The sequence below is a fragment of the Ureibacillus sp. 179-F W5.1 NHS genome, from assembly GCF_045369345.1.
Classification (GTDB): Bacteria; Bacillota; Bacilli; order Bacillales_A; family Planococcaceae; genus Ureibacillus; species Ureibacillus halotolerans.
The window spans coordinates 78,221-90,564 of the sequence record NZ_JBIQFG010000005.1 but is presented as its reverse complement, the minus strand read 5'-3'; the positions used below and the strand labels follow the sequence as shown (position 1 = coordinate 90,564).

General features: G+C 34.8%; 11 protein-coding genes. 8 read left to right on the top strand and 3 right to left on the bottom strand.

Annotation, left to right across the window (positions count from 1 at the left end; translation table 11 throughout):
- Positions 1-30: 30 nt before the first annotated feature.
- From ACH0B5_RS04320 to ACH0B5_RS04310, 3 genes are all read left to right on the top strand, one after another.
- Complete coding sequence (locus ACH0B5_RS04320; RefSeq protein ID WP_406927450.1) at positions 31-585, top strand: hypothetical protein; 555 nt, start codon at positions 31-33, stop codon at positions 583-585.
- A gap of 215 nt (positions 586-800) precedes the next feature.
- Positions 801-3,503: an aconitate hydratase AcnA gene (gene acnA, locus ACH0B5_RS04315; RefSeq protein ID WP_122970651.1), complete on the top strand. Its 2,703-nt coding sequence runs from the start codon at positions 801-803 to the stop codon at positions 3,501-3,503.
- A 198-nt stretch (positions 3,504-3,701) separates the two neighbouring features.
- On the top strand, positions 3,702-3,971 hold the full coding sequence (locus ACH0B5_RS04310; protein ID WP_122971158.1) for a hypothetical protein: 270 nt from the start codon (positions 3,702-3,704) through the stop codon (positions 3,969-3,971).
- Between the two features lie 33 nt (positions 3,972-4,004).
- Here ACH0B5_RS04310 and ACH0B5_RS04305 read toward each other — a convergent pair whose 3' ends face one another.
- A complete protein-coding gene (locus ACH0B5_RS04305; RefSeq protein ID WP_122971159.1) occupies positions 4,005-4,298 on the bottom strand; it encodes a YxcD family protein in 294 nt (97 codons plus the stop codon).
- Positions 4,286-4,744 (bottom strand): hypothetical protein, encoded by a 459-nt coding sequence (locus ACH0B5_RS04300; protein WP_122971160.1) that lies wholly within the window; start codon positions 4,742-4,744, stop codon positions 4,286-4,288. The genes ACH0B5_RS04305 and ACH0B5_RS04300 overlap by 13 nt, the downstream gene beginning before the upstream one ends.
- A gap of 246 nt (positions 4,745-4,990) precedes the next feature.
- Between ACH0B5_RS04300 and ACH0B5_RS04295 the strand changes: the two genes are divergently transcribed.
- The 3 genes from ACH0B5_RS04295 to ACH0B5_RS04285 all read left to right on the top strand — a co-directional run bounded on the left by ACH0B5_RS04295 (position 4,991) and on the right by ACH0B5_RS04285 (position 7,391).
- A complete protein-coding gene (locus ACH0B5_RS04295; protein ID WP_406927449.1) occupies positions 4,991-5,254 on the top strand; it encodes a YhdT family protein in 264 nt (87 codons plus the stop codon).
- The gene (panF, locus tag ACH0B5_RS04290; RefSeq protein WP_341362962.1) at positions 5,254-6,699 is read left to right on the top strand and encodes a sodium/pantothenate symporter; all 1,446 of its coding nucleotides are present in this window, start codon (positions 5,254-5,256) and stop codon (positions 6,697-6,699) included. Before ACH0B5_RS04295 ends, panF begins: the two co-directional genes overlap by 1 nt.
- 110 nt (positions 6,700-6,809) lie before the next feature.
- On the top strand, positions 6,810-7,391 hold the full coding sequence (locus ACH0B5_RS04285) for a hypothetical protein (protein ID WP_406927448.1): 582 nt from the start codon (positions 6,810-6,812) through the stop codon (positions 7,389-7,391).
- 40 nt (positions 7,392-7,431) lie between these two features.
- Here the strand turns inward: ACH0B5_RS04285 and ACH0B5_RS04280 are convergent, their stop codons facing one another.
- Entirely contained in the window at positions 7,432-7,803 is a 372-nt protein-coding gene (locus tag ACH0B5_RS04280; protein WP_122971230.1) for a nucleotide excision repair endonuclease, read from the bottom strand.
- Positions 7,804-7,979: 176 nt separating this feature from the next.
- On the opposite strand from ACH0B5_RS04280, the gene ACH0B5_RS04275 reads away from it, so the two are divergent.
- Together ACH0B5_RS04275 and ACH0B5_RS04270 are read left to right on the top strand one after the other, a co-directional pair.
- Positions 7,980-8,405 carry an acyl-CoA thioesterase gene (locus tag ACH0B5_RS04275; protein ID WP_406927447.1) on the top strand — a complete coding sequence of 142 codons (426 nt, stop codon included), beginning with the start codon at positions 7,980-7,982 and terminating at the stop codon, positions 8,403-8,405.
- Between the two features lie 145 nt (positions 8,406-8,550).
- Complete coding sequence (locus ACH0B5_RS04270; protein WP_406927446.1) at positions 8,551-12,339, top strand: DEAD/DEAH box helicase; 3,789 nt, start codon at positions 8,551-8,553, stop codon at positions 12,337-12,339.
- The last annotated feature ends 5 nt before the right edge of the window (positions 12,340-12,344 follow it).

Below are 12,344 nucleotides of genomic sequence, written 5' to 3'. Positions count from 1 at the left end.
GATTTTCAAAAGATAATCGAGGTGAAAAGAATGCGAAATCGATTAACAAGAATTCTATTATTTGCTGGGTTAGTCATTGTACTTGCCTTTATTTTCAACATTTCTTTAACCGCGTTCACTGGGGATGGAAAAGATACCCCAGAGGAAGCTCTTCCTACCGATGCTAACTATGAATGGATTGAAGGACCAAAAAGTGACAAGGAACAACGCTATTTCTTCTTATCAAATGGGCAATATTTTGGAACTGGTTATGTGGAAAAAAACTTTAAAGGATGGAGCGCAGGAGAAGGGACCTATTCAAAACTACCGAATGCATTGACGGAAAATGCAATTACGTCAGCCCATTCCGATAGTAAAATTTTATTTGGTTTAATAAAACCAAAAGGGAATATCCAAATTTCAGTAAATAATAAGCATGCTAAACTTATTCAATTAGATTTTTTATCTGATGACATACTATCCACCTATAATGTAGAAGGATACGCTATTTGGTACATAGATTTAGAGGAAATTGATAACGCTAAAAGTTTTACAATAAAAGTATTAGGGGAAAATGACTCCGTATTAAATGAGTTGTCTATATAATTTTATTTCTATTAAAAGGGCATCGATACGATGCTCTTTTCTATTTTGACAAAGTAAGTTATAATGATTTTCGCAAAGTAAATTACTAGGTCATAAAAATAACTTATCACAAAAGATAAAATTAATGTAATTTACTTATGTATAAGAATCGTTTATGATAATTACTGGAGAAAAGCTTTGCAAGCCTTTTCAATATTAATTAGGGGGAGTAAAAAATGGCAAGCAATTTACACAACAGCCGTTCTTCATTCGAAGTAAATGGTAAAAAGTATAACTTCTACCGTTTAGCTGCAATCGAAGAAGCTGGTATCGCAAAAGTATCACGCCTTCCATACTCAATTAAAGTATTATTAGAATCTGTATTACGCCAATATGATGGCTACGTAATTAAAGAAGAACATGTAGACGAATTAGCTAAATGGGCTGAGGGTGCTAATCCGGAAGCGGAAGTACCATTCAAACCATCACGTGTAGTATTACAAGACTTCACAGGTGTTCCAGTAGTAGTTGACTTAGCCTCTTTACGTTCAGCTATGAAAGAATTAGGTGGAGATCCAAATAAAATTAACCCAGCTATTCCTGTTGACCTTGTAATTGACCACTCAGTACAAGTTGACAAATACGGTAATGCTTCAGCATTACAAGCGAACATGGATCTTGAGTTCGAACGTAACGCAGAACGTTACAACTTCTTAAAATGGGCTCAAACTGCATACGATAACTTCCGTGCTGTACCACCAGCAACTGGTATCGTGCACCAAGTAAACTTAGAATATTTAGCTCCAGTCGTTCACGTTAAAGAGAACGAAGATGGAACTTTTGAAACTTTCCCAGATTCAGTAGTAGGTACTGACTCTCATACAACAATGATCAACGGTATCGGTGTTCTTGGATGGGGTGTAGGTGGTATTGAAGCTGAAGCAGGTATGCTTGGACAACCTTCTTACTTCCCAATTCCAGAAGTTATCGGTGTAAAATTAACTGGTGAACTTCCAAACGGTGCTACTGCGACTGACTTAGCATTAAAAGTAACTCAAGTTTTACGTCAACGCGGCGTAGTTAACAAATTTGTAGAATTCTTCGGTCCTGGTGTATCTAAATTACCATTAGCTGACCGTGCTACAATTTCGAACATGGCTCCTGAATACGGTGCAACATGTGGTTACTTCGCAATTGACGAAGAATCATTAAACTATATGCGTTTAACTGGTCGTGACGAAGAGCATATCCAAGTTGTAGAAAGCTACTTAAAAGCGAACAACATGTTCTTTGATCCATCATTAGAACCAGTTTACACTGATGTATTAGAAATTAAATTAGACGAAATTGAACCAAACCTTTCTGGTCCAAAACGTCCACAAGATTTAATTCCTCTTTCAGAAATGAAAGCTCGTTACCATGAAGCAGTTACTGCTCCAATGGGCGTACAAGGTTTCGGTTTAACTGAAGATGAATTCTCTAAAACATCAACAATTAAATTTGCTGATGGCGATGTAGAAATGCCAACTGGTGCTGTAGCAATCGCTGCAATCACTTCTTGTACAAATACATCTAACCCATACGTTCTTTTAGCTGCTGGTTTAGTTGCGAAAAAAGCAGTTGAAAAAGGTATTCAACCACCAAAATGGGTTAAAACTTCTTTAGCACCAGGTTCTAAAGTTGTAACTGGCTATTTAGAAGAATCAGGTTTACAAAGCTACCTAGACCAAATCGGATTCAACACAGTTGGTTATGGTTGTACAACATGTATCGGTAACTCAGGTCCGTTATTACCTGAAATCGAAGAAGCAATTAAAGACAAAGATCTATTCGTAACTTCAGTACTTTCTGGTAACCGTAACTTCGAAGGTCGTGTACACCCATTAGTAAAAGCTAACTATTTAGCTTCACCACCACTTGTTGTTGCTTATGCTTTAGCAGGTACTGTAGATATCGATTTACAAAAAGATTCTTTAGGTAAAGACAAAGATGGTAACGATGTATTCTTCGCTGACATCTGGCCTTCAACTGAAGAAGTAAATGAAGTTTTAAACAAAGTTGTTACTCGTGAATTATTCCAAAAAGAATATGCAAAAGTATTCGATAGCAACGAAAAATGGAATGCAATTGAAACATCAACTGAGTCTTTATACACATTTGATGAAAAATCAACTTACATTCAAAACCCACCATTCTTCCAAGGATTATCTAAAACTCCAGAGCCAATCAAAGGCCTTGATGGTTTACGTGTAATCGCTAAGTTTGGTGACTCTATTACAACTGACCACATTTCACCAGCTGGTGCAATTGGTAAAGATACGCCTGCAGGTAAATACCTACAAGAAAATGGCGTAGCAATCCGCGACTTCAACTCTTATGGTTCTCGTCGTGGTAACCATGAAGTAATGATGCGTGGTACATTCGCAAACATCCGTATCCGTAACCAAATCGCTCCTGGTACAGAAGGTGGATTCACTACTTACTGGCCAACTGGAGAAGTTGAGTACATTTATGATGCAGCAATGAAATACCAAGAACAAGGTACTGGTTTAGTTGTTTTAGCTGGTAACGATTATGGTATGGGTTCTTCTCGTGACTGGGCAGCAAAAGGTACATTCTTACTAGGTATTAAAACAGTTATCGCACAAAGCTACGAACGTATTCACCGTTCAAACCTTGTAATGATGGGTGTTTTACCACTTCAATTCTTACCTGGCGAAAGCGCAGAAACTTTAGGCTTAACTGGTAAAGAAGAAATTTCTGTTAATATTACAGATGATGTTAAACCACGTGATATTTTAACAGTAACTGCAAAAGCTGAAGATGGAACGGTTAAAGAATTTAAAGCTCTAGCTCGTTTCGACTCAGAAGTAGAAGTAGACTACTACCGTCATGGTGGTATCTTACAAATGGTACTTCGTAATAAAGCAGCTCAATAATTGACTTTAAATAGAAACCGATAAGTTCCATTTGAACTTATCGGTTTTTTTATTATAATTAAAACTCTTTTATATAATAGGGAATGAAAAATTCAATTTACATTCGATAGAAATTTTTATTGAAAAGGATACTTACTGTTAATAAAATAAAAGAAATAAAATATATTATTTTATAACGAAAAATAAGAGGGAGGAATTATGAATAATAGATATAGCATTCTTGCGAAGTTTCGAGATGGGCGTTATTTTTATTTAAACTTTAACAATCCGAACATATTGGATTGTTTAGAACAAATTCCTCCACCTCAAGGATTGCTAGCATTAGCAAAGTGGCCCGTATATAAACATGCAGAAATCGAATTTTTCGTAGAATTAATCAATGGGAATATTAAATATTATCATTTAAAAGATCGCAATACGAACGTTAGAAAAACCGTTACATTAGATAAAACCGAATTAGATTATTAAAAAAGAGGTGTCTACTAGGACACCTCTAATTTTTTACCATTCAATATGCGCAATGATTCCTTCTTCATCATGAAGATCTAACATAATTCGAGCGGCAATCGAATCACGGTGTAATTGTTCATCAAGATAAAGTCGAATAGCCGTAATAAAATTCACAGTATTATAGAAATCCATTTGCCCATTCACATAAGCTTCAGCAGTAAAACCAGCCGCATCATCATACATTAATTCAACTTCCACATCTGTCGGTTGAACATGCTTAAATTTTGCGTGGAAATAGCAAAGAGCGTTGATTACTTCTTGTTCAGATAATGTTATCTTTTCCAACTGTCCGTTACCTCTTTATCTTTTTTACGTTTCATCATTTGATATATTTTCATACAAATGAAAACAATCAAAAGAATGGCCGCTGCATTGATCGCAAATCCTAAAATGTTCCCGATCAATCCCATATCAGAGAAAAGGCTACCAAACAATAATCCAGCTAACCCACCAACGAATAATCCTTTCATAAGACCACCGCTAGTAAAGCCACCTTTCGTAGTAGTACTAGTTGATTTGTTTGTAGTAGAAGTTGATTTATTTACAGTAGAGTTTGTCCCTGTATTATTATCTTGGAAATTATTCGTTGTACCAGTATTATTATTGTAGCTTTTTTTACCAGACTTGTACGATTTTGCTTCAACTGTTTGAACATCATCAACAAGCATAACAGTTCCTACACTTGAGAAAGCTAAAGCAAAGGCCATTAAAATTGCAGAAAGTTTTTTCATAACGTAAATCCTCCATCCTAATTAACACACAATAACGTGTGAATACTCTATTATTATAACAAAATATGTTTGCGTAAAAAAACAATTTCCCCCTAGTAAAACGTTTTATTTCTCTTTCCTTCATATTTTGAATAATTAGATGATGAACTATACAAGAAAAATGGCTCATTAAAATCTTCCATTTCCATAAATGACAAAGTATGATAGAAAAGTATCCAAGTTTTTTTGATGAAAGGATGAATGATGTTGCAAGATAAGCGTTTTCAAATTGCAAATCGCGAGGCGTTAATTGGAGTAGCGCTTGTAATAATTAACTTTGCTATTTGGTTTGGATGTGCATATGGATTAGGTTCCGGTGATCCAACAGAATATCAATATATTTTAGGTTTTCCCACTTGGTTTTTCTTTAGCTGTATAGCTGGATCTATTTTTATGATTATTCTCATTTGGTTTACAATGAAAGTATTTTTCAAAGATGTACCCTTTGAAGATTGGGAGGGAGATCAATGATTCATTGGCAAGTAATTATTCCGCTCCTGCTCTTTTTAGCAATAATTTTTATTATCGGTTTTTGGGCCAATAAACAAGTTCGTACTTCTAATTCTTTCTTACAGGAATATTTCTTAGGTGGTCGTGAGATGGGAGGATTCCTACTTGCGATGACGATGATGGCTACTTACGGTAGTGCATCAAGTTTTATCGGTGGACCAGGGGTTTCATATAATTTAGGACTCGGTTGGGTTCTTCTTTCGATGGCTCAACTTCCAGCAGGCTATTTTGTTTTGATGATTTTAGGAAAGAAATTTGCCATTATTTCTAGACGTTATGAAGCCATTACATTAATTGACTTCTTAAAAAAACGATATGAAAGTAATATTGTTATTTTTATTTCAGCTATTAGCATCATTGTTTTCCTCTTTGCATCCATGACTGCCCAATGGGTAGGGGGAGCACGATTAATTGAATCATTAACGGGACTTAATTATACCGCCGCTTTACTCATATTTGCTGTGACAGTACTTGTCTATGTTATTATTGGTGGATTTCGTGCTGTTGCCTTAACAGATGCAATGCAAGGAACGGTAATGATTATTGGAACGGTTATTTTATTAATTGGGACGATCATGGCAGGTGGGGGATTGGATAATATTATGAACTCCCTTGTAACAGAGGATCCTGAAATGTTATCACCCTTTGGTTCTGATGGTTCTCTAACTCCTTTATATGTTTCAACCTTTTGGATTTTAATCGGATTAGGAGTAATTGGCCTACCTCAAATCGCTGTTCGTGCAATGAGCTATAAAGATTCCAAAAGCTTGCATCTAGCCATTTTAATCGGAACAATTGGTATTGGAACAATTATGTTCGGTATGCATTTAATCGGCGTACTTGCTCGACCTGTCGTACCAGGAATTGAAGTGGCAGACACAGTCATGCCAATATTGACACTAGAAGTACTTCATCCCGTTTTAGCTGGTATTGTGTTAGCAGCACCGATGGCAGCAATAATGTCGACGGTAAATGCTTTGTTGATTCTTGTAAGCTCAACGGTGGTGAAGGATATTTACCTTAATTTCATTAATCCGAAGGCATCAGATAAACAAATTAAAAATAGAAGCTTTCTCGTCACAACCGTAATTGGACTAGCAGTCGTTTTCTTTGCATTAAAGCCACCTGAATTTTTAATCACGTTGAATCTTTTTGCCTTTGGCGGTTTAGAATCTGCCTTTTTATGGTCTGTCGTGTTCGGACTATATTGGAAAAAAGCGAATAAATATGGCGTTATCTCTTCAATGATTACAGGTCTTTTTCTTTATATTTATATTACGCGTGAATTTCCGAACATTTTTGGGATGCACAGTGTAACAATTCCTGTGCTAGCATCCTTCATTGTATTTATCGTCGTAAGTTTATTAACCCAGCATAAGACAAAATTAACCTCAACGGATATTTAGAAAAGCTTTTAAATGACGTTGTCTATCTTTCTATGGTAATGTCATACATGATGATATAAGGGACTTTCTTTACGAAATGACCAAAACAAAAACGAAAGGGGTCATTTCATATGACAAATAAGGTAACAACACAATATAACGGTATGATTTTACTAACAGGTTATTTACAGCGATTATTCGTTGCTGAAACCATTTATCGAAGAGTAGGGGAAACATATGAGCAAGAGCGGTATGATAATGTAAAGGCACTTTTAGATGAAGCCTATACGATTTTACCAGTATTTGAAGAAACCCATACTTTAACAGCTGCACAAAAAATCCAACTTCAGTTAATCGCACACCAAACAGAAGAATTAATGAAGACTTATTTTAAACAAATGCCGTTATCCTTTAATCAAAAGCTTGCTATTGTAGGTTCATCATTATACGCTGAACAACATGTAAACGCAGGAATTATTCGTTTAGGAAAAATGTTTAATGTGGAAATAAATAAAGATTTCCACCAACGTACTAAATTTTATGAAGAACGCACAAAAATGATTGATTACTTAGTTTTTGTTCTCCATCATGAAGAACAACCAGAGGAACAATTTAAAAAACCAATTGATCCATGGTTTAACGATGTAATAAAAAATAAAGATTTCGTATTAGAAGATTTTAAACAAATTGCTGAAATGCTAGAATTCAACTAAAAAGAAGCTGATTGGTGAGTTTCCCAATCAGCTTCTTTTATTAATAAAACACTTTCTCTACGTTATATTTTGCACGTAAAGTATTTATCGCATATGTTTCATAAATTTCCCGTTCCATTGGATCTTCGATTTCATATACTTCAATTTTATAAATTTCATCCCGATGATTTTTCATCGGAGAAACGTTATCTTCAAAATGTTTCTTAATGCGTTGACGAATTTTACGTGCTTTTCCTACAAATAATAACTCGTTTTCTTTATTGTAAAAGAAGAAAATTCCGCCTTTATCACGGGTAATTTTGTGAAAATCAATAAAGCCATGGTAAGGTGTAATCGGCACGTCCCCTTCCTTTAATTGTTGTTGTCGTTGATAAATGACAACATTCGGTTTTGGTAATTCAATTTTAATCAAAGTCATTTCACGTCCTTCATTTGTATAGAGTTTTATGCTACCATAAATGCCAAGCAATTGCTATAAAGGAAAATGTTCTTTCACTATATTTCAACATTATTATCACCCAATGTGCCAACTGTTATTATTGTTAAAAATAGAAGGAAATACGTTATAATAAATTTGAGGTGAAAGAAATGTTTGTAAGTGAAAAACAAATTGAAATACGGTATGCAGAAACAGATCAGATGGGTGTTGTATACCATGCAAATTATTTAGTTTGGATGGAAATCGGACGTACCCAATTAGTAAATGATATTGGCTTTAATTATGCCGGACTTGAAGAACAAGGATACATATCTCCTGTATTAGATTTATCCATTCAATATAAAAAAGCAATGCGTTATGGACAAGTTGCAACGGTTCGTACATGGGTTGAGTCCCATTCAAAATTAAAAACGATTTATGGCTATGAAATTTTGCATGAAGACGGTTCTGTTGCTGCAACGGCTACTTCACTTCATACATTAGTGAAAAAAGATAGTTTTAGACCTTATCCATTAAGTAAAGTAGACCCAGAGTGGGATGCCAAATATTTAGAAATTGCCAAAGTAAATAATTAAATGGAAAAGATCAGGCTAGCCAAAAGCTAGTCTGTTTTATTTTTACCAAATTTCAAATTATTTTTGTCCGTCTACCACGATTCCTTGAATGTTGATATAATAATCTTTATGAGCAAAAAAAGAAAGACTGAAAGGAGGTGTGTTCATGGTACAACAAATGGGAGCAATGGAGACAATTAAATGTTTTATTTTGTTAACGAATACTGCCAGAGAAGCTTTGAAACAACATTTCCAGGATGAACACGCCTTCTTTAAATTGCAGCATGGCTTCGACGTATATATTGAAAAACAATCAGTGGAACAGACGACATTAAATTTAACTTTCTTTTTTGATAATAAACGGAACGAAAAATTAACAAAAAAATTTGGTGATCGTGTAGTTATCATCGACTGTGCCTTTGACTTAAAAAATGGGCTCGTTGCAAAAAGTTTTAGAACACGGGGAAGAAATACACCGGTTAAAACGAATCGAAGACAAAAAATGCGCATTCATTTTGTGCCATCCCGTATTAGCGGTCATACATACTCCGATAAATTTATTTCGACAATTGCAGAACTTCCCGTTGCTCAAGAACGGTTTGATTATGTAAATAAACGAATTTCCAGTTGGGAAGGGTACTTAAAGGTTTTATATAAAAATGCTTCTATTGATGATATTGACGCTACCTTTCATTCCCTTCAATATAGTCAAGACTTTTCGAAAGTAACGATACGATGTAACGGCATTGACGATAAACAATGGAAACAACTAAAAGGCTTAAGTGCATATGTCAAAGGTTATCCTAGAGAAATTGGAGAAGTTATAAAAGTTCACCAACAATCGAGGACGATTGATATTGAATTAAACGCAAAAGTTGCTAAACTTGCCCGCACTAATGACTTTGACTTTACAAGTGAATACATTACATTTAGTAATGCTTCAACGAAATCCCAATTGAACCGACTTTTAAAAGGATTTGAACATTTAAAGGAAGGATTAGCCGCCAATCCAAATCTCGAAAATATTTTATTTGAAGATACTCCGAAAATCGCGGAACGTAAAAAAGATATTTCATTAGAATTCCATAATCCTTTAAATGAATATCAACGAGAAGCCGTTAGTGGAGCAATGTCAGCCGAAGACTTATATGTTATTCAAGGTCCTCCAGGAACAGGGAAGACGACGGTTATTTCAGAAATTTGCTATCAAAACGCAAAGGCTGGTTTAAAAACGTTAATTGCATCTCAGTCGAATCTAGCTGTTGATAATGCCCTTAGTCGATTATTAAACAATAAGGATATCCGTATTTTACGCTATGGCCGTACTGAAAGTATTGAAGAAGACGGTAAAAAATTTATAGAAGAAAATGTTGCTGATTATTGGAAAAAGCAAACTTACGAAGCTATTACGAAGGAAATTGAAGATCACCAACTAAAAGAAAAGCAATTGAAGAATGATATTACCCAATACGAGAAGGAAATTGAATCTTTAAAGCAAAAAGAGAGTCAATTACAAGAGGATATCGCAAAAAAGGAAGCTGCTGAAAAAGAGCTTAAAATTGTAACAGAAGAAATCGGTCAGCTGAAGAAACAAATTATCCCTCTGAAAAAAGAACGAGAAAAGACTGAACAAGCATTGGAAAAGCTTAGCGCTTCCAATGAACGCATTTCAGAAAAGATCAATGAACTAAATCATTCATTAGTTACCATTGGAACAAACGAATCGATTGATGAACAACTGTTTGAAGCGCAAGAAAAATTGAAAAAAAGTAAGCAACTTCTAGAATATATTCAAGTAACCCAACAACTCATGGAAATAGAGTTGCAGCTTGCAAATGTTCAGAAGGAATTGGAAGGTATTGAAAGCAGTTCCGATACGATTAATTCCATTATCGAATCCGTTGAATCGATGAAAAAAATACATGAAATTGAATCTTTCATTGAAGATCAAAACATTCACCGTGGATATGTATTAAATCAACTGTTTCATGACCTGGATAAAATTCATGAACAACTTTTACCTTTTAAATCTTTAAAGGAAATTACAATCCGTTTAGATAAGGCAATTGAATATAGTAAAACATCCCTCGGTATTGAAGGACAGATGAATCCTTTACCAAATAATCATCATTACTCCTTACAAGAAATCGAGGAGTTTTTAACGAAATTGAGCTATGCTTTTGCCCAAAAGAAAATAACGAGAGAAAATGGAGCCCGATCAATCCAAGGCCTCTATTTAAGAAAGCAATATTTAAATCAGTTAGTTCTTCGTTATAGAGCACTTGTAGATGAGTCCCTTCTAGTTTTTAGTAAAATAAAAGAAGAAGTATGTGATCAGCTTAAGCAAAGGGAAGGAGCAGATCAATCTTCTTTAAACCTTTTAAAAGCAAAAGAACAAAACTTATTACAATCTCAAGAGAAGTATAAAGAACAACTAAACACTTTCGAGTCTATCATTCAAGAGGATGACATTATCCCTTCTATCGAGGAAATTCATACGATTTGTGAAGCATTGGAAAATGAAATGCAAATATTATTGGAAAACAAAGAAAAAACATCCATTCTTGAAGAACAGTTATCAAAAAAACAACAGGAATTAGAAAGTGTTCAAAAGGAAATGACAAGTGGCCAAACATTATTAAAACAATTTATTTCCCAGTTAAAAGAACTAAACTCGAAGGGATTACAGCTTGAAAAGAAATATGAACAACTTGAACAATTGACAAAACAACATCCGGAACTTGAACTGGAAAAAACAAAATCCAAAATGGAGTCAATTACGGTAGAAATTGATAAAGTCCATAAGAAAATTGAGATGCTTCCGATTGCTCAAAAAATGCAGCTTCAATGGAAAACATTATTAGAGCAAGCTACGGAACATGACTTAGATGAAATACGAAAACTTTATGTTAAACATGCAAATGTCATTGGTACAACATGTGTTGCTTCTGCCAACAAAGAGTTTATGGACAATTATCCGATTTTCGATGTTGTGATTATCGATGAAGTATCAAAAGCAACTCCGCCAGAATTATTGTTACCGATGTTAAAAGGGAAAAAGGTGATTCTAGTAGGCGATCATCACCAGTTACCACCACTAATTGGGGATGATACATTTGAAGAAACATTAGAAACGGTTTTAAAAGAAAGCGACACCTTTGAGGAAAAACGAGAATTAGAAAAATTACTAGAGGAGTCTTTATTCGAACGTCTATATAAAAACTTGCCTGCAACGAATAAAAAAATGTTAGCCATTCAATACCGGATGCATGAAAATATTATGCAAACAATCGCTCCATTTTATAAAAATGGCAATGATTCATTGAAATGCGGGCTATCTGATTCAGATGTATTACGGGATCATAAATTAGAAGGTCCATCTATAAAACGAACGGATCATTTACTATGGATTGATATTCCGAATAGACATCCGTATTTTGAAGAACGGATGAAGGAAGGTTCAAGTCTATATAATGAAGCTGAATTAGAAGTTGTTCGTACTATGTTGCTTGAACTAAATGAAGCGACTGCAAAAGCTAAATCGGAAGGATTAATAGCCCAAGATGAATTAAAATCTGTAGGGGTAATTAGTTTTTATGCTGAACAAGTAAAGCGGATTAACCGACTCATTGAACATGAGTTGAACATTCCTCATTTACATATTCGTACAGGTTCAGTCGATAAATTCCAAGGTATGGAAATGGACGTCATTTTAGTAAGCATGGTTCGTAACAACGATCATAAACACGGCGATATTGGATTTGCGAAGGACTACCGGCGACTGAACGTAGCCCTTTCCCGAGCTCGTGAGTTACTCGTATTAATCGGTAGTATAGAGATGTTTACGAATCGTCCTAAAAAGGAAGAAACGAGAAGCATGTACCGAAACTTGCATCAAATTGTCCAATCACAAAATGGTTACCGAAATCATGACGAATTACTAATTACAACGTAGTAAGG

What these genes read in the sequence shown, in the direction of transcription:
- ACH0B5_RS04285 (WP_406927448.1), top strand. Translation starts at nt 6,810, where the DNA reads ATGACAAATAAGGTAACAACACAATATAACGGTATGATTTTACTAACA.
- ACH0B5_RS04270 (WP_406927446.1), top strand. Translation starts at nt 8,551, where the DNA reads ATGGTACAACAAATGGGAGCAATGGAGACAATTAAATGTTTTATTTTG.
- ACH0B5_RS04320 (WP_406927450.1), top strand. Translation starts at nt 31, where the DNA reads ATGCGAAATCGATTAACAAGAATTCTATTATTTGCTGGGTTAGTCATT.
- acnA (WP_122970651.1), top strand. Translation starts at nt 801, where the DNA reads ATGGCAAGCAATTTACACAACAGCCGTTCTTCATTCGAAGTAAATGGT.
- ACH0B5_RS04275 (WP_406927447.1), top strand. Translation starts at nt 7,980, where the DNA reads ATGTTTGTAAGTGAAAAACAAATTGAAATACGGTATGCAGAAACAGAT.
- ACH0B5_RS04310 (WP_122971158.1), top strand. Translation starts at nt 3,702, where the DNA reads ATGAATAATAGATATAGCATTCTTGCGAAGTTTCGAGATGGGCGTTAT.
- ACH0B5_RS04300 (WP_122971160.1), bottom strand. Translation starts at nt 4,744, where the DNA reads ATGAAAAAACTTTCTGCAATTTTAATGGCCTTTGCTTTAGCTTTCTCA.